Raw genomic sequence first — 17,510 nt, forward strand, 5'->3', positions numbered from 1 at the left:
TCTCCGGGCGGGTTACCGGGTGCCGCGCAGGCGGCGCCACGGGGTGAAGGTGAACACCGCGCCGCCGAGCAGGATCACGGTGCCGGCGACCAGGGCCAGGGCCTTGATGCCGCCCTCGTCCTCGGCGCCGGTCTCGGCGAGGCCGCCCGAGGTGGTGCTGCCGGTGGTGCTGGTCGAGGAGCCGGAGCCGCCCGCCTGGGCGGTGGTGTCCAGCTCCAGCGAGACGCCGCTGCTGGCCGCCTTGCAGGGCACGTTGATCGGCGTGGCGCCCGGGGCCATCGTGACGTCGATCGTCAGCTGGTCCGGGCTCAGCGTCACCTTGCCGGTCTTCCCGGGCTTGTAGGTGCCGGTCATGTCGCTGAGGCTGACCGGGGCCTTGTCCGGGATCGGGTCCGCGTTGGCCGGGCCGGAGACCTTGACCGTGCCGCTGTCGGCCCCGCCCAGCTTCACGTTCATCGAGGGCTTGAGGGCTCCCGCGGGCAGGGCCATGGGCGCGGCCATCGCGCCCTTCGCGGTCTTGACCGTCAGGTCGTAGCTGCCGCCGTTCTTCTTCGCGTTGATCGTGACCGGGGTCTTGATGCCGCCGGGGACGACCGGGCCGCAGTCGAAGGCCACCTCGACCGGCTTGCCCGGGAAGTCGGTCTGGCCGCCGCCTCCCGCTGTGGTCCCGCCATCGGCCCCGCCGTTGGCGGCGCCACCGTTCGTGGCCCCGCCGTTGGTCGCCCCGCCGCTGGTGCCGGCCGACACGTCGATGGTGGCCCCGCCCTTGACCTCACCGGTCGGCGCGCACTTGGTGACGAACGTGCCGAAGGAGAAGGTGACGGCGACGTCGTACTTGCCGGGGGTCAGGGTGACCTTGCCGGCCTTGGTGAGCTTCAGCTTGCCCTTCATGGTGGACATGACCATGGGGGCCTTCTTGGGGATCGGCGGGTTCTTCTTCTCCCCGACGACCTTCAGCTCGCCCGCCCCGCCGCCACCCACGGTGATCCAGCCGGTGGGCTGGACCGCGTCCTTCGGGATGTCCATCAGGTCTGTGTTGTTCGAGGCCGGTTTGACGGTCTCCCAGGCCACGTCCACCTCGTCGCCCACCTTGGCCGTGGCCGGGGCGGTGATCTTGGCGGTGGTCTCGCCCTCCACCGGGTCCCCGCCACCGGCCGGCGGCACGCATTTGACCTTGAACGTGGCCTCGGCGGCCTGGGCGGGAGAAGCCGTGATGGCGATGCCCGCGCCGCCGAGCAGCAGCGCGACCACGGCCGCGCTCACCCTCCGTTGGGTCTTCACAATGGTCCCTTCGTCGTCGAACGGTTCTCAGACGGTGCGGACGTCTGTGGTGCTGTCTCCGGCGCGCTGTCCGGGGTGAACCACGGCAGGACCGCCGTGGTGGTCGAAGGGGGCTCCACCGGCTGCGCGGAGCGGGCCGTCGCGGCCGGGCGCAGGGCGGGCAGCCGGGGCAGCCGGGCCGTCACGGCCGATGCCGCTTCCGCGGGCCGGGCCCCCCGGTGGCGGCCGGCCGCGGGCACGGCGCGCGGCCGGACCTTGTCGACGACGGCCATGCCGATGCGGAAGACCGCGGCCGGGATCACGAGCAGGAGCAGGCCCCAGAAGAGCAGCACCCCGTACGGACGGTCCACGCCCCAGGGCTGGCTGGCCACGACGGTCTCGCCGTACTTGAGGGAGATCGTGTAATCGCCGTGGGCGCCTGCGGTGAGGGCGACGTCGAGTGCGATCTCCGCCTTGCCGCCCGGCGGGATGGTGCCCTTCCACCGGACCTCCTCCCACAGCGGGGCGAACACCCCGTGGGCGGTGCCGAGCTGGAAGACCGGGTCCTTGACCGGGGCCGAGCCGAGATTGCCGACGGTGACCTTGAACTTCCGGCTCGGCGGGGCGCCGAACCAGGTCAACACCCCGTCCTCGCCCTCCAGCCGGACCCCGGTGAGCATCGCGAGGCGGGCCGTCCCGGATTCGGCGGGCAGTTCGGCCACCGGGTGGTCGGTGATCTTCAGGGGGGCCGCGACGGTGGACTGGTCGCCGTTGACGGAGGTGACGTTGACGACGCAGGGGCAGGGCTTGGGCGGCGCGACCACGGCCAGCTGGGCGGCGAAGCGTCCGTCGTCGGCGACGGAGACGGCGGCGCCGTCGGCGTTGGCGCAGCTGTTGGTGCCGCCGATCATGTTCTGCCCGCAGACCAGCAGCATCACCAGCGTCTTGGCCCGCCAGCCGGTGCCGGTGACGGTGATCTCGGTGCCCTTGGCGGCCTCCTGGAGCGAGAGGGCGACGGTGGGCTTGCCCTCGTCGGCCGCGGCCGGGGCCGCGGGGAACAGCGCGAGGGCGCACACCGCCAGCCCCGCCAGCCCCGCCAGGAGGAACCGGACCGTGGGGCCGGCCTTGCCGCGGACCTTGCCGCCGACCATGGCGCTCACCTGGACGCTCCCGTCAGTTCGTGTTCCGGTGCAGGGGTCGGGTCGGGCCGCACGGAGGTCCCTCCGGTCTCCTCGCCGCCGGGCGGGTCCTGCCGGGTGCGCCGGCCCCGTACGAGGAACAGCGCGGCCAGCGTGGACCCGCCGAGGCCGAGCAGGCCGAGGCCCGTCCAGCCGGCGGCCCGCCACGGCACGAACGAGGCGGCCGCGCTCCCCTCGGCCCGGGCGCCGCCGGGGGCGGTTACGGTGACGCTCACGCGGACCCGGTCGAGCACCGGGGCCCCGGGCCAGGGTTCGGTCAGCTCGACCCGCTGGCCCGGGAGCAGTTCGACGGGCAGGGCCCGGGCGCCACGGCCCGGCACCTCGCCGAAGAGGCCCTCGGCGCGCAGGGACAGCTCGGGGGCGAGGGCGACGTTGCCGCGGTTGACCAGGGTGTACGCCACGACCGCGGCCGCGCCCCGGCCCCGTACGGCGACGTCCTCGACGGTGAGGGCGGCCAGGGCGGGGCCGCCGACCCGCAGGTGGACCCGTACGCCCACCTCCCGGCCGGCCTCGGTGGCGACCACGGCGGCGGGGTGGTCGCCGGTCGGGGACGAGGGCGGCACGGTGACGGTGAAGGGGACCACCGCGCGGGTGTGGGGCGGGATCTTCACGGTGGCCCCGGCGCCGAAGGTGATCCAGGCGCCGGCACCGGTGGACCCGGCGGCGGAGCGCACCGCGAAGGCCCCGTCGGCGGTGTTGTAGGCGTCGGCCCCGCGCAGGGTGACGGTGTGCTCCTGGTCGGTGGTGTTGGCCAGGGCGAGGCGGTCCTCCAGCACGGTGCCGGCGGTGCCCGCCATGTAGAAGTACGGGCGCGTGGAGTACGGGCGGGCGCCGCCGGTGCGGGGGACGGCCTGACCGGCGGCGGGTTCGGCGGTCCAGCCCGGTTCGTCGGCGGCCGCGCCGTACGCGGGCTGAGCGGGACCCGAGTACAGCGCGGTGGCGGCGAGCAGGATCAGGCCGGCGCGCTGGAGGCGGTGGGGGGCGTGGAGCACGGGCATGGCCGGGGGCGCTCCGTTCAGGACCGGGCCCGCCGGCCGCGCCGGGTCAGCCAGAGCACGCCGGCGACGCCGGAGAGCAGCACGGTGGCGCCGAGGGTGCCGAGGGCGAGGGCGGAGTCGGTGGGCCCGGTCTGCGGGAGGGTGTCCTCGCCCGAGCCGCCGCCGGACTGGGCGGTGGCGCCGCCGGCGGCCGTGACGTCGAGCTCCAGGGACGGGCCGGGGCTGTTGCCCGGGGTGCAGGTGGTCGTGGTGCCCATCGCCTTGATGGTGAGCACGCCGGCGGTGAAGGTGACCTTGCCGCTCTTCTTGGGCGTGTAGGTGCCCGAGAGGTCCGTGATCTTGATGGGTGTGTCGGCGGGCGCGGCCTCGGGGTTGGGCGGGCCGGAGACCGGTACGGACACCTTCTCGGCGCCGTCGACGAGGATGACGGCGCTGGGGCTCATCGCGCCCTTGCCCAGTTCGATGGGGCTGGACGAGACGCCCTTCTGGAAGGACATCGTCAGCTTGTACGCCTCGCCGTCCTTGACGGCCTTGATGTCGATGGGCGAGATCGCCGACTTGTCCCCGATCGGGGTCTTGCAGTCGTACGCCACGTCGACGACGGCGGCGTGGGCTGCGGGGGCGGCCAGCAGGACCGCCGATCCGGCCAGCGCGGAGGCCAGCGCGAGCGCGGTGGAGCGTTTGCGGTCGGACACCTTCGTCTTCCCCTCGGGCCACAAATAGCTGACGACACATCAGATTGGTGGCTCAAGGTACGCCCGGGGTCTTACGGAGGGAAGACAAAGGACAGCCCCGGATTGACCGTTCGTCAGTGCACCCTGCGGCCCCGCTGCCAGACGGCCGAGACGAGCGGGACGCCCGGGCGGTAGGCGAGGTGGACGTGGCTCGGGGCGTCCAGCAGGGCCAGGTCGGCGCGGGCTCCGGGGGTCACGACGCCGATGTCCTCGCGGCGCAGGGCGCGGGCGCCGCCGGCGGTGGCCGACCACAGGGCCTCGTCCGGGGTCATCCGCATGTCGCGCACGGCGAGGGCGATGCAGAACGGCATGGAACTCGTGTAGGAGGAGCCGGGGTTGCAGTCCGTGGACAGCGCGACGGTGGCGCCCGCGTCGATCAGGCGGCGGGCGTCGGGCCACACCGCGCGGGTGGAGAACTCGGCGCCGGGCAGCAGGGTGGCGACCGTGGTCCCCGCGGCCTGGGCGAGGGCGTCCACGTCGGCGTCGGTGAGGTGGGTGCAGTGGTCGGCGGAGGCGGCCTCCAGCTCCACGGCGAGCTGGACGCCGGGGCCGTAGGACAGCTGGTTGGCGTGCACGCGCGGGATCAGGCCGGCGGCGGCGCCCGCGGTGAGGATCGCACGGGCCTGGTCGCCGTCGAAGGCGCCCTTCTCGCAGAAGACGTCCACCCAGCGGGCGTACGGGGCGCAGGCCGCCAGCATCTCGCCGGTGACGAGCTCCACGTACGCCGCCGGGTCCTCGGCGTAGTCCGGGGAGACGATGTGCGCGCCGAGGTAGGTGACCTCCTCGGTGTGCGCGGCGGCGATCCGCAGGGCACGGGCCTCGTCGGCGACGGTGAGGCCGTAGCCGGACTTGGTCTCGAAGGTGGTGGTGCCCTGGCGGCGGGCCTCGTCGAGGTGGCGCACCAGGTTGGCTTCGAGCTCGGCGTCGGTGGCGGAGCGGGTGGCGGCGACGGTCGTGCGGATGCCTCCGGCGGAGTAGCTGCGGCCGGACATGCGGGCGTTGAACTCGGCGGTGCGGTCGCCGGCGAAGACGAGGTGCGAGTGGGAGTCCACGAAGCCGGGGATCAGGGCGCGGCCGGTCGCGTCGAACGCGGTGTCGGCGGCCGGAGCTTGTGCCGCGGGGCCGACCCACGCGACCTTGTCGCCGTCGATGACGATGGTGGCGTTCTCGATCAGGCCGAGGGGCGAGCCGTCGCCGACGGACGGGTCGTTGGTGACGAGGCTGCCGATGTTGGTGATGGCAGTTGTGGTCATGGGGGTTCCTCTCAGAGGGTTCGTTCCCCCACCCGCCCTTGCGCCGTTTCCTGGGGCTCCGCCCCAGACCCCGGGCAGAGCCCTGGGGACACCGCCCAGCGGTAGCTGGGGGAGAAACGGTGAAAGGGCGGGGTGGGGGAGAAGGCCCGCCGCAGGCGGCACGGTCAGGAGCGGAGGGCGGCGATGGCGTCGGACAGGGCGGTCGGGACGTCCTCGACCAGGGTGTGGGCGCCGTCGCGGACGATGTGGCGGCCGGCCACGACCGTGTGGCGGATGTCCGACGCCGTGGCGGCGAACACCGCCGTCTCCGCGCCGAGGCGCGCCGGCGCCCCCGCCGTCCGGACGGAGTCCAGCGCGATCGTGGTGAAGTCCGCGAGCGCGCCCGCCTCCAGGCGGCCCGCGTCGCCCAGGCCCAGTGCCGCATGGCCGTCGGCGGTGGCGGCGGCGAGCAGGGCGTTCGCCGTCCAATGCCCCCGGGTACGGCTGCGCAGGCGCTCGTTCAGCTCCATCGCGCGGGCCTCCTCCAGCAGGTCGATCACGGCGTGGCTGTCGCTGCCGAGCGAGAGCGGGCTGCCCGCGTGCTGGAGGCGGGTCGCCGGGCCGATGCCGTCGGCGAGGTCGCGTTCCGTGGTGGGGCACATGCAGGTGCCGGTGGTGGTCCCGCCGAGGAGGGCGATGTCCGCGTCGGTGAGGTGGGTGTTGTGGACGCCGGTGGTGCGCGGGCCGAGCACCCCGTGGTCGGCGAGGAGCTGGGTCGGGGTGCGGCCGTGGGCGGCCTGGCAGGCGTCGTTCTCGGCGGTCTGCTCGGAGAGGTGGACGTGCAGCGGCGCCCCGCGCTCCTCGGCCCAGCGGGCGACGGTGGCCAGCTGGTCGGCGGGCACGGCGCGGACCGAGTGGATCGCGGCGCCGATCAGGGCGTGCTCGCGGGGCTTGAGGGCACTCGCGCGTTCGGCCCAGGCCTCGGCGGTGCCGTCGGAGAAGCGCAGCTGGTGGGTGTTGGGGGCCTCGCCGAAGCCCGAGGACAGGTAGGCGGTGTCCAGGAGGGTGATCCGGATGCCGGCCGCGGCGGCGGCCTCGATCAGGGCCTCGCCCATGGCGTTCGGGTCGGCGTAGGCGGCGCCGCCGGGCGCGTGGTGGACGTAGTGGAACTCGCCGACGTTGGTGATGCCGGCCAGCGCCATCTCGGCGTACACGGCGCGGGCGAGCGCGAAGTAGCTGTCGGGAGTGAGGTTCTGGGCGACCTTGTACATGAGGTCGCGCCAGGTCCAGAAGGTGCCGGAGCCGACCTGGACCGTGGAGCGCAGGGCCCGGTGGAAGGCGTGGCTGTGGGCGTTGGCCAGGCCCGGCAGCGTCAGGCCGCGCAGGACCTCCGCGCCGGGCGGCGGGGTCCCGACCCCGGTGCGCAGGGCGCCGATCCGCCCCTCTTCGGTGACCTCCAGGGCCACGCCTGGCTCGACACGGGTGCCGAGCCAGGCGTGCTCCAGCCAGTACGTCGTCAACGACATGCCAGGCCTTCCAGTACGTCGGCGAGGGCGAGGACGCCGGCCACGCAGTCGTCCTCGGCGGCGAACTCCTTCGGGGAGTGGGAGACGCCGGTGGGGTTCCGTACGAACAGCATGGCGGTCGGGACGTCCGCGGAGAGGATTCCCGCGTCGTGTCCCGCCCCGGTGCCGAGGACGGGGACGGCCCCGCCCAGGATCCGGTTCATCTCGTCGCGCAGGGCGTGCTCGAACTCGACGACCGGGGTGAAGGACTCCCGGACGATGCCGAGGTCGATGCCGTCCTGGTCGGCGCGCTCGCGGGCGGCCTTCTCGATGGCGGTGACGACCGTGTCGAGGGTGGCCTGGTCGGCGGCCCGGGAGTCGAGCCAGCCACGCACGAGGGAGGGGATGGCGTTGACCCCGTTGGGCTCGACCGAGATCTTCCCGAAGGTGGCCACGGCCCCGGCGAGGGCCGCCTCGGTGCGGGCCGCGAGGACGGTCGCCGCGTACGTGAGCATCGGGTCGCGGCGGTCGACCAGCCGGGTGGTGCCGGCGTGGTTGGCCTCGCCGCGGAAGTCGAACCGCCAGCGGCCGTGCGGCCAGATCGCGGAGGCGATGCCGACGCGGTCACCGGACAGGTCCAGGGCGCGGCCCTGTTCCACGTGGAGTTCGACGAAGGCGCCGATGCGGGCGAGCCGTTCGGGGTCGGCCCCGATGGCCTCGGGGTCGTATCCGGCGGCCTCCATGGCCTGCGGCAGGCCGATGCCGTCGGCGTCGCGGAGCTCGTACGCCTTCTCCTTGGTCAGCTGCCCGGCGGCGAGCCGGGAGCCGACGCAGGCGAGCCCGAAGCGGGCGCCCTCCTCGTCACCGAAGTTGGTGATGGCCAGCGGCCTGGAGAACTCCGCGCCCTTCCTGCGGAGTTCGTCCAGGGCCGCGAAGGAGGACACCACCCCGAGGGGGCCGTCGAAGGCCCCGCCGTCGGGGACGGAGTCCAGGTGCGAGCCGGTGACCACGGCGTCCCCCGCGAGGGGGTCGCCGAGCCAGGCCCACTGGTTGCCGTTGCGGTCGGTCTCGTACGTGAGCCCGCGCGCCTCGGCCTGCTCCTGGAACCAGGTCCGGCAGTCGGCGTCGGCCCCGCTCCAGGCGTAGCGGCGGTACCCGCCGCTGTCGGCGTTGCGGCCGATCGGCGCGAGCTCGGCCCACATCTCGTGGAAGGTCACGCGTCGTCGCCCTCGCGCATGGGGACGCGGACGCCGCGCTCGTCGGCGACCGTCTCGGCGATGTCGTAGCCGGCGTCGACGTGGCGGATGACGCCCATGCCCGGGTCGTTGGTGAGGACGCGGCGGATCTTCTCGCCGGCCAGCGGGGTGCCGTCGGCGACGGTGACCTGGCCCGCGTGGATGGAGCGGCCCATGCCGACGCCGCCACCGTGGTGGATGGAGACCCAGGAGGCGCCGGAGGCCACGTTGACCATGGCGTTGAGCAGCGGCCAGTCGGCGATGGCGTCGGAGCCGTCGAGCATGGCCTCGGTCTCGCGGTACGGGGAGGCGACGGAGCCGCAGTCGAGGTGGTCGCGGCCGATGACGAGCGGCGCGGCGAGGGTGCCGTCGGCGACCATCTCGTTGAAGCGCTCGCCGGCCTTGTCGCGCTCGCCGTAGCCGAGCCAGCAGATGCGCGCGGGCAGTCCCTGGAAGTGGACGCGCTCGCCGGCCATCTTGATCCAGCGGTGCAGGGACTCGTTCTCGGGGAAGAGCTCCAGCATCGCCTTGTCGGTCTTGTGGATGTCCGAGGCCTCGCCGGACAGGGCCGCCCAGCGGAAGGGGCCCTTGCCCTCGCAGAACAGCGGGCGGATGTAGGCGGGGACGAAGCCGGGGAAGGCGAAGGCGCGGTCGTAGCCGGCCAGCTGGGCCTCGCCGCGGATGGAGTTGCCGTAGTCGAAGACCTCGGCTCCGGCGTCCATGAAGCCGACCATGGCCTCGACGTGCTTGGCCATGGACTCGCGGGCCCGGGTGGTGAAGCCGGCCGGGTCCTTGGCGGCGTAGGCGGCCATGTCGTCGAAGTCGACGCCGGTCGGCAGGTAGGCGAGCGGGTCGTGCGCGGAGGTCTGGTCCGTCACGATGTCGATCGGGGCGCCCTCGGCCAGCATCTGCGGGAGCAGGTCGGCGGCGTTGCCGAGCAGGCCGATGGAGAGCGGCTTGCGGGCGTCGCGGGCCTCGACGGCCAGCTGGAGGGCGTGGCGCAGGTTGTCGGCCTTGACGTCCAGGTAGCGGTGCTCGATGCGGCGGTCGATGGCGCGCGGGTCGACGTCGATGCAGATCGCGACGCCGTCGTTCATCGTCACGGCCAGCGGCTGGGCGCCGCCCATGCCGCCGAGGCCGGCGGTGAGGGTGATGGTGCCGGCCAGGGTGCCGTTGACCCCTCCCTTACCGATTGAATGCAGCTTCGCGGCGACGGCGGCGAAGGTCTCGTAGGTGCCCTGGAGGATGCCCTGCGTGCCGATGTAGATCCAGGACCCGGCGGTCATCTGGCCGTACATGGTCAGGCCCAGGTGCTCCAGGCGGCGGAACTCCTCCCAGTTGGCCCAGTCGCCGACGAGGTTGGAGTTGGCGAGCAGGACGCGCGGCGCCCACTCGTGCGTCTGCATCACGCCGACCGGGCGGCCGGACTGAACGAGCATCGTCTCGTCCTGCTTGAGGGTCTGGAGGGTGCGGACCATCGCGTCGTACGAGCGCCAGTCGCGGGCGGCCTTGCCGGTGCCGCCGTAGACGACGAGCTTGTCGGGGTGCTCGGCGACCTCGGGGTCGAGGTTGTTCTGGAGCATCCGCAGCGCGGCCTCCTGCTGCCATCCCAGGGTGCTGAGCTCGGTGCCTCGCGCGGCACGTACGGGGCGGGGTCCTGACATGGCGGTGCCTCCTCCGATGTTGGTATTTCCATTCACATCCTGACGCGCTGAATAGATTCAGTCAACAGCTGCGGCCGGCCCTGTCGAATGATGGGATGGCGGACATGGCTGCAAACACGGATGTGGGCGAGGACGCCGCCGCGCGCCGGGATCTTGCCGTACGGGCCGCCGTCGAACAGGGACTCGTGGGCGGGGCCGACTCCGCGGAGCCGCTGACCTGCCTGCTCGACACCGCCGGGATCCGCTCCTCCGCCGCCGCCCTGACCGGCGCCTTCGCGGCCGCCCTGGCCCCCGGCACCCCGGTCCTGCACGCCTTCGCCGTCAAGGCCGCCCCGCTCGTCCCGGTGCTGCGGCTGCTCGCGGACGCCGGGCTCGGCTGCGAGGTGGCCAGCCCCGGCGAGCTGGCGCTGGCCCGGGCGGCCGGGGTGCCCGCCGGGCGGACCGTCCTGGACTCCCCCGCCAAGACCGCCGCCGAACTGCGCGAGGCCCTGGCCCTCGGCATCGCCGTCAACGCCGACAACCCGCAGGAGCTGGCACGCCTCGACGCGCTCGTCGCGCAGGCACCCACCACGGCGCCGATCGGCCTGCGGATCAACCCGCAGACCGGCGCCGGCACCATCGACGCGCTGTCCACCGCCACGGCGACCTCGAAGTTCGGGGTCGCCCTGCGCGATCCCGGCGCGCGCGAGTGGCTCGTGAGGGCATATCTGGACCGGCCGTGGCTCACCCGCCTGCACGTCCACTCGGGCTCGCAGGGCGTCCCCCTGGCCCTGATCGCGGAAGGCGTACGGGAACTGCACGCGCTGGCCGAGGAGATCAACGCGGCCGCCGGGCGCCGCCAGGTCGACACGCTCGACATCGGCGGCGGCCTGCCGGTGAACTTCGCCTCGGACGAGGAGACGCCCCGGTTCGCCGCGTACGTGACCGCACTGCGCGAGGCGGTCCCCGCGCTCTTCTCCGGCGCGTACGGCCTGGTCACGGAGTTCGGCCGGTCCCTGCTGGCCAAGCACGGCCTCGTCCTGGCCCGGGTCGAGTACACCAAGACCAGCGGCTCCCGGCCGATCGCGCTCACCCACGCCGGGGTGCAGCTGGCGACGCGCACCGCGTACGCGCCGGCGGCCTGGCCGGTGCGGATCCTGCCGTACGACGCCAAGGGGGCGCCGAAGACCGGCGACCCGGTCGCCCAGGACGTCGCGGGGCCGGCCTGCTTCGCGGGGGACCTGCTCGCGACGGGCCGGGAACTCCCGCTGCTCGCCCCCGGCGATCTGATCGGCGTCCCGGACACCGGCGCGTACTTCTTCACCGCGCACTACGGCTACAACAGCCTGCCCCGCCCGGCGGTCCACGGCTTCACCGTGGACCCGGGAGGCCAGGTCCGCTTCAGCCTTGCCAGGCCGGCGCAGTCCGTCGAGGCCATCGTGGCCGAGGCGGGCGGCGCGCTCGGCGACGCCCTGCTCTAGCCCCGCCGCCGCGCGGGACCTCCCCGGGCCCGCATGACCCGCACCGCCGCACTCCCGCTCCCCGCCCGCACCGAGGTCGCCGTCGTCGGCGCCGGCCCCACCGGCCTCGCCCTGGCCGTGACCCTGGCCGAGGCCGGTATCGACTTCGTGCTCCTCGACAGGCAGGCCGAGGGCGCCAACACCTCCCGCACCGCCGTCGTGCACGCCCGCACCCTGGAGGTCCTCGACGAGCTCGACCGAAGCGGCGCCCTCACCGCCGACCTCGTCGGCCGCGCCCTGGCCACCGGGAACCTCGACGGCTACGAGGCCCGCCGCCGCCCCGTCGCCCGGCGGGTGGTGGCCCTCACCGGCCGGATGACCCGGGTCGCGACCACCCGGAACCCGGCCCTGCTCGCCGTGCGCAACACCCTGCTGCCGCTGCTCGCCCGCATCCCGGCGCTGCGCGACCGCCTCGCCACCGAGCTGGCGGAGCTCGACCACCGCTGAGGCTCACTCCACGAACAGGCCTCGGGCGGCGGCTCGGGCGTCGAAGGCCTCCAGGCGGGCCTGCGCGTCCGGGAGGGCGTCCGCCATCGCCTCCAGCAGCACCCGGCCCAGCAACATCGGCGCGCACGCGGTGTCGAAGGCCAGCCCGGTCCCGACCGGCGCCGGGATCAGCAGGTCCGAGTGGCGGGCCACGGGCGCGAAGGCCGAGTCGGCGACCGTCACCACGGTCAGCCCGGCCGCCCGCCCGTGCTCCAGCGCCTCCGCCACCTCCCGCGGATGCCGCGGCAGCGCGAAGCACAGCAACGCCGAGGCCCCCGCGCCGACGGCCGCGTCGATCCGGTCGGCGAGCATCGAACCGCCCTCGTCGAGGAGGCGTACGTCCGGGTGCACCTTGGCCGCGAAGTACGCGAACCCGCGCGCCTGCGAGGAGGCCGCCCGCAGCCCGAGCACCGGCAGCGGGGTCGAGGCGGCGAGCAGCCGCCCCGCCTCCTCGACGGGCGCGGGATCGGCGAGCATCCCGGCCAGCTGCCGCAGGTTCTCGATCTCGCCGAGCACTGCCTGCTGGTACTCGTTGTACGAGTCCTCCTGCGCGGCCTCGGCCCGCTCGGCGGGAGCCACCTCGCGCAGGTGCCGGCGCAGCGCGGGATACCCGTCGAAGCCCAGCGCCACCGCGAACCGCGTCACCGACGGCTGGCTCACCCCGGCCAGCTCGGCGAGCTCGACGCTCGACAGGAAGGGCACCTCCGCCGCTCCGCGGACCATGCAGTGCGCGATCCGCCGCTGGGTCGGCGTCAGCCGGTGCCCCTCGAACAGCTTCTGCAGCCGCATGGCCGGGCTGTCACTCATGCCGTCCCCTCCGTCCCCGGTGAGCCATTCAGTCACGGAGCACTCTGCATGCGGTTATGCAGCGGGGCAAGCCGTGCCCGCGATCCGGATAGGGGGGCTAGTACTGCAACCGCATGTGTGGGTCGTGGCCTCGGCGTTGGTAATGGCAGCGGCGGGCTCGGGCCTGGCTGCGGCGCCGGAAGCGTGACCAGTGCAGACGGTGCTCGTTGCTGTGGCAGCGGGGCGTGACGACGACGTGCCCGATCATCCGGCGGATCTCCGGGACGCTGAGGGGTATGAGGTCTTGCTCGTCATCTCCGCTGCCCCTTTTGCGGCTTCTGCGGCACGGATGGCCGTGAGGTAGGCCAGGACGGCCATGGCCAGGGTGATGTGCCGGTACCAGGCCCGGTAGAGCCGCACCTGGTAGTGATCGAGCCCGCATTCACCCTTCGCGGTCTGGAAGCATTCCTCCACCGCCCACCTGGCTCCGGCGGTCCTGACCAGGTCTTTCAGCCGGGAAGTGACGGGGCCATAGCAGACGTAGTAGGCGATGTCGGTGGGGTCGGACAGATTGCGGCGGGCGAGCACCCAGTGCCCGGATCCGCCCTCCCAGGCGGGCCGGATCGCGACGCGGGCCCAGTGGTAGATCCGCTGGCCGTGGGCGCCTGCTCCGGCGGAGATCCGCTTCCATGCCTGCTTCGGCAGGGCCGCGATCAGCTCGTCGACGCGGGCGTCCCGGCCGTCGGCGGTGATCACGGTGTCGTTGACCTTGGTGGCCAGCACATACGCGGCCTGGCGTTCTTCCAGCCAGGCGCGGAAGTGCTTGACCTGCCCGTATGCCTCGTCCGCGGTCACCCAGGCGAAGGGAACAGCCGCGTCGATGGCGCGTTGCAGCATCCACTTGAGGTGCTCGATCTTCGTGGCGAACGGCACGGTGTCGTCGATCCCGGCTGCCCGGCAGCGGTCGCGGTCGTCCGTCCAGGACTTCGGGACGTAGAGTTCCCGGTCGATCAGCGCCCGCCCTTTGGCGGATGCGTAGGCGAGGAAGGTGCCGATCTGGCAGTTCTCGGTGCGGCCAGCGGTGCCGGAATACTGCCGCTGGACCCCTGCTGACCTGGTGCCCTTCTTCAGGAACCCGGTGTCGTCCCCGATGAGCACGCCATCCTTGGCGCCGATGGTCTCCACGACGAAGTCCCGGACATCGTCGCGGACCGCGTTCTCGTCCCATTCGGAGTGGTTGAGCAGGCGTTGCACACCGTCCGGGCGGAGCTGGCCGACCTGCTCGGCCAGCGTCCACCCGTTCTTCTTCTCTAGCGGCGCAAGCAGGCCCGTCATGTAGTCCAGAGCCCGATCACGTGGCTCCGACCTGCCAAAACGATGCCCGAACCGGGCATGCAACCCCGCTACACCCTCGGACCACGACTCGATCTGCTCAACCGTCAGCGATTCATCACACAGTCACAACAACGAGCAACCTCACCGACCGTCACGCCACATGCGGTTGCAGTACTAGCCCCAGTGCCGGGGCCCGCGGCGGTTCCTACCGTGGGGGCACGGACGCCCACGCCCAAGAGCTGAAGAAGGAACTCGACGCCACGATGGACGCCCGGCGGGAGCTGGGGCCGGAGTACGAGGCCGCACTGGTGGACTCGTTCGTCGAGAAGGTCGACACGCAGGTCCGGCGGCGCCTCGCGGAGGAACGCCTGGCCGCGGCCCGCGGAGACATCCGCCCCTCCGCCCCGCCGGCGGACGGCAACTTCGGCGAACGCTTCGGCTTCGCGATCATCACCCTGGTGCTGGCGGTCCCGCTGTCGGCCATCGCCGTCGCGGAGGCCCACCTGAGCGGCCTCCTGGTCACCTGGGCCGGGATCGTGGGCGTGAACTTCATCCACGCCGGCAAGCGGTTCCGGCGGGGGTCCGGCGACCGGGCCTAGCCCGAGCGCCCGCGCCTCGGACGCCGACGGGGGCGGAGGCGGAGGCGGGAAGAGTTGCGCGGGGACCGCCGCACCCTCGGTCGCCCGAGGGGCGGGACGACGGCGGTCCCCGCGAAGGACACGGCCGGGTCAGGGCCGTCCGCGTCCGTGGCGTCCGCGCGGTCCGGGAGCCGCTCCGGAGGTACGCGTACGCCGTTCGGTGGTGCCGGCCGGGATCCGGTCTCCCGGACTTCCCTGCCGACAACCACCACTGTGCCGGAGCCGTGTTAAGCCGGTGCTGCCGTCACGTGTCATGCCCGTACCGTTTGCGCGAAGGCCACGCGCGGCCCCGTAACCGGCTACTTGGAGGACTTGGCGAGGAACGCCAGCAGGTCCTGACGGCTCACCACACCGGTGGGCTTGCCCTCGACCAGCACGATCGCCGCGTCGGCCTCGCCGAGCACCGCCATCAGTTCGGACACCGGCTCGCCCGAGCCGACCTGCGGCAGCGGCGAGCTCATGTGCTTCTCCAACGGGTCGCTCAGCGAGGCCCGCTGCGCGAACAGCGCCGCCAGCAGCTCCTTCTCGACGACCGAGCCGATGACCTCGGCGGCCATCACGTCCGGGTGACCGGCGCCCGGCTTGACGATGGGCATCTGCGAGACGCCGTACTCCCGCAGGACCTCGATCGCCTGGCCGACCGTCTCCTCGGGGTGCATGTGGACGAGGGAGGGGATGCCGCCCTCCTTGTCGTCCAGCACGTCGCCGATGCGGGCGGCCGGTCCGGCCTCCTCCAGGAAGCCGTGGCCCGCCATCCACTCGTCGCTGAAGATCTTGCTCATGTAGCCGCGGCCGCTGTCCGGCAGCAGGACGACGACCACGTCGTCCGGGCCGAGGCCCTCGGCGACGCGCAGGGCGGCCACGACCGCCATGCCACAGGAGCCGCCGACGAGCAGGCCCTCCTCCTTCGCCAGGCGGCGGGTCATCTGGAAGGAGTCCTTGTCGGACACCGCGATGATCTCGTCGGTGACGTCGGGGTCGTACGCGGTCGGCCAGAAGTCCTCGCCGACGCCCTCGACGAGGTACGGGCGGCCGGAGCCGCCGGAGTAGACCGAACCCTCGGGGTCGGCGCCGATGACCTTGACCTTCCCGCCGCTGACCTCCTTCAGGTAGTTGCCGGTACCGGAAATGGTGCCGCCGGTGCCGACGCCCGCGACGAAGTGGGTGATCTTCCCGTCCGTCTGGTCCCACAGCTCGGGGCCGGTGGTCTCGTAGTGCGAACGGGGGTTGTTCGGGTTGCTGTACTGGTCGGGCTTCCAGGCGCCCGGGGTCTCGCGCACGAGGCGGTCGGACACGTTGTAGTACGAGTCCGGGTGCTCGGGGTCGACGGCGGTCGGGCAGACCACGACGTCGGCGCCGTAGGCGCGCAGCACGTTGATCTTGTCCATGGACACCTTGTCAGGGCAGACGAAGATGCACTTGTAGCCCTTCTGCTGGGCCACGATGGCGAGTCCTACACCCGTGTTGCCGCTGGTCGGCTCCACGATGGTGCCGCCGGGCTTGAGGGCTCCGCTCTGCTCGGCGGCCTCGATCATCCGTACGGCGATCCGGTCCTTCACGGATCCGCCGGGATTGAAGTACTCGACCTTCGCAAGGACGGTGGCCTGCAGGCCTTCGGTCACACGGTTGAGCTTCACCAGCGGGGTGTTGCCGACGAGGCTGATCATCGAGTCGTGGAATTGCACCATGTTCTCCAAGGAGGGGACTCCACGGGTTCTCCGGGAGGCACGGCCAGAGTATGCGTAAAGGGATTGGCCGACCGTGCGTACGGGGCAGGTAGGGGTCAATGAGGACCGAGGAGGTGGCCTGAAGGGTGTCCAGGGCGAGAACGGCCCGCCGGATCGCGGCGGGGGCAGCGTACGGCGGGGGCGGACTCGGACTGGTCGGGGCCGCCGCGGTGGGGCTGGTACTGGCCGAGGTGCAGTTCGCCAAGCGGACGGTGGGCACCGGGCTGGGCGAGCCGCCGCGCGCCGACGGGCTCTACGGGAGCGAGTTCGGCGGCCCCGAGCAGAGCCCGGGCCCGCTGCGCCTGGGCATGCTGGGCGATTCCACGGCCGCGGGACTCGGCGTACGGCGCGCCCGGCAGACTCCGGCGGCCCTGCTGGCGTCCGGGCTGGCAGCGGTGGCCGAGCGGCCGGTGGAGCTGCGCAATGTGGCCCTGTCGGGGGCCATGTCGGACGACCTGGACCGGCAGGTGGGGCTGCTGCTGAACGACGCGGGACGCGCCCCGGACGTGTGCGTGATCATGATCGGCGCGAACGACGTGACGCGCCGGATGCCGCCGACCCAGTCCGTGCGCTGCCTGACCTCGGCCGTGCGGCGGCTGCGGATGGCGGGGGCCGAGGTCGTCGTGGGCACCTGCCCGGACCTGGGCACGATCGAGCCGGTGTACCAGCCGCTGCGCTGGATGGCCCGGCGGGTCTCGCGCCAGCTGGCCGCCGCGCAGACCATAGGAGTGGTCGCGCTGGGCGCCCGTACCGTCTCCATGGGTGACCTGCTGGGCCCGGAGTTCGCCGCGAACCCGCGCGAGATGTTCGGCCCGGACTCCTACCACCCGTCGGCGGAGGGGTACGCGACCGCCGCCATGGCCGTGCTGCCGACGCTGTGCGCGGTCCTCGGCCTGTGGCCGGAGTCGGACCGGCTGGACGTGTCCCGGGACGAGGACATGCTTCCGGTGGCGAAGGCCGCGTCCGCCGCCGCGGGCCAGGCGGGTACGGAGGTCACGGCCGCCCGCGGCCCGTGGGTCCTGCTCAAGCACCGCCGCCGGCGCCGGGTGGCGGGCGAGGACCCGACCCCCGCGGCCGGCTCCGGCACGGGGACCGCCGCAGGCGTCTCCGGCCCGGCCTGACCGCTGCGCCCCGTCCCGCCCCGCCGGCGTCTCCGATCCAGCCCCGCCGGCGTCTCCGATCCAGCCCCGCCGGCGTTTGAGGCGCGGGGTC

The 17,510-nt window shown here is 73.3% G+C and carries 15 protein-coding genes; 4 read left to right on the plus strand and 11 right to left on the minus strand.

The window, feature by feature from the left end; translation table 11 throughout:
* Positions 1 to 12: 12 nt before the first annotated feature.
* From OG332_RS17470 to hutU, 8 genes are all read right to left on the minus strand, one after another.
* A complete protein-coding gene (locus OG332_RS17470; RefSeq protein WP_327414349.1) occupies positions 13 to 1,263 on the minus strand; it encodes a hypothetical protein in 1,251 nt (416 codons plus the stop codon).
* A 14-nt stretch (positions 1,264 to 1,277) separates the two neighbouring features.
* Positions 1,278 to 2,420, minus strand: coding sequence for a hypothetical protein (locus tag OG332_RS17475; RefSeq protein WP_327414350.1), 1,143 nt, complete (start codon positions 2,418 to 2,420; stop codon positions 1,278 to 1,280).
* Positions 2,417 to 3,457 carry a hypothetical protein gene (locus OG332_RS17480; RefSeq protein WP_327414351.1) on the minus strand — a complete coding sequence of 347 codons (1,041 nt, stop codon included), beginning with the start codon at positions 3,455 to 3,457 and terminating at the stop codon, positions 2,417 to 2,419. The genes OG332_RS17475 and OG332_RS17480 overlap by 4 nt, the downstream gene beginning before the upstream one ends.
* Positions 3,458 to 3,474: 17 nt before the next feature.
* On the minus strand, positions 3,475 to 4,152 hold the full coding sequence (locus OG332_RS17485; RefSeq protein ID WP_327414352.1) for an LPXTG cell wall anchor domain-containing protein: 678 nt from the start codon (positions 4,150 to 4,152) through the stop codon (positions 3,475 to 3,477).
* A 113-nt stretch (positions 4,153 to 4,265) separates the two neighbouring features.
* Positions 4,266 to 5,444 carry an imidazolonepropionase gene (gene hutI, locus OG332_RS17490; protein ID WP_327414353.1) on the minus strand — a complete coding sequence of 393 codons (1,179 nt, stop codon included), beginning with the start codon at positions 5,442 to 5,444 and terminating at the stop codon, positions 4,266 to 4,268.
* 164 nt (positions 5,445 to 5,608) lie between these two features.
* Positions 5,609 to 6,949, minus strand: a complete 1,341-nt coding sequence (locus OG332_RS17495; protein ID WP_327414354.1) for a formimidoylglutamate deiminase — start codon at positions 6,947 to 6,949, stop codon at positions 5,609 to 5,611.
* The gene (locus OG332_RS17500; RefSeq protein ID WP_327419267.1) at positions 6,940 to 8,130 is read right to left on the minus strand and encodes an allantoate amidohydrolase; all 1,191 of its coding nucleotides are present in this window, start codon (positions 8,128 to 8,130) and stop codon (positions 6,940 to 6,942) included. The genes OG332_RS17495 and OG332_RS17500 overlap by 10 nt, the downstream gene beginning before the upstream one ends.
* 11 nt (positions 8,131 to 8,141) lie before the next feature.
* The gene (gene hutU, locus OG332_RS17505; RefSeq protein ID WP_327414355.1) at positions 8,142 to 9,827 is read right to left on the minus strand and encodes a urocanate hydratase; all 1,686 of its coding nucleotides are present in this window, start codon (positions 9,825 to 9,827) and stop codon (positions 8,142 to 8,144) included.
* A 104-nt stretch (positions 9,828 to 9,931) separates the two neighbouring features.
* On the opposite strand from hutU, the gene OG332_RS17510 reads away from it, so the two are divergent.
* Positions 9,932 to 11,287: a diaminopimelate decarboxylase gene (locus tag OG332_RS17510; protein ID WP_327414356.1), complete on the plus strand. Its 1,356-nt coding sequence runs from the start codon at positions 9,932 to 9,934 to the stop codon at positions 11,285 to 11,287.
* Between the two features lie 33 nt (positions 11,288 to 11,320).
* Positions 11,321 to 11,773, plus strand: a complete 453-nt coding sequence (locus tag OG332_RS17515; protein ID WP_327414357.1) for an FAD-dependent oxidoreductase — start codon at positions 11,321 to 11,323, stop codon at positions 11,771 to 11,773.
* A gap of 3 nt (positions 11,774 to 11,776) precedes the next feature.
* Here the strand turns inward: OG332_RS17515 and OG332_RS17520 are convergent, their stop codons facing one another.
* Positions 11,777 to 12,619: a MurR/RpiR family transcriptional regulator gene (locus tag OG332_RS17520; protein ID WP_327414358.1), complete on the minus strand. Its 843-nt coding sequence runs from the start codon at positions 12,617 to 12,619 to the stop codon at positions 11,777 to 11,779.
* A gap of 243 nt (positions 12,620 to 12,862) precedes the next feature.
* Entirely contained in the window at positions 12,863 to 14,026 is a 1,164-nt protein-coding gene (locus OG332_RS17525; RefSeq protein ID WP_327419097.1) for an IS701 family transposase, read from the minus strand.
* Positions 14,027 to 14,196: 170 nt separating this feature from the next.
* Between OG332_RS17525 and OG332_RS17530 the strand changes: the two genes are divergently transcribed.
* Positions 14,197 to 14,532, plus strand: a complete 336-nt coding sequence (locus tag OG332_RS17530; RefSeq protein WP_327414359.1) for a hypothetical protein — start codon at positions 14,197 to 14,199, stop codon at positions 14,530 to 14,532.
* A gap of 338 nt (positions 14,533 to 14,870) precedes the next feature.
* Here the strand turns inward: OG332_RS17530 and OG332_RS17535 are convergent, their stop codons facing one another.
* Positions 14,871 to 16,256 (minus strand): cystathionine beta-synthase, encoded by a 1,386-nt coding sequence (locus OG332_RS17535; RefSeq protein WP_327419268.1) that lies wholly within the window; start codon positions 16,254 to 16,256, stop codon positions 14,871 to 14,873.
* A 128-nt stretch (positions 16,257 to 16,384) separates the two neighbouring features.
* Between OG332_RS17535 and OG332_RS17540 the strand changes: the two genes are divergently transcribed.
* Positions 16,385 to 17,419, plus strand: coding sequence for an SGNH/GDSL hydrolase family protein (locus OG332_RS17540; protein ID WP_327414360.1), 1,035 nt, complete (start codon positions 16,385 to 16,387; stop codon positions 17,417 to 17,419).
* The last annotated feature ends 91 nt before the right edge of the window (positions 17,420 to 17,510 follow it).

It is taken from the genome of Streptomyces sp. NBC_01233, assembly GCF_035989305.1.
Classification (GTDB): Bacteria; Actinomycetota; Actinomycetes; order Streptomycetales; family Streptomycetaceae; genus Streptomyces.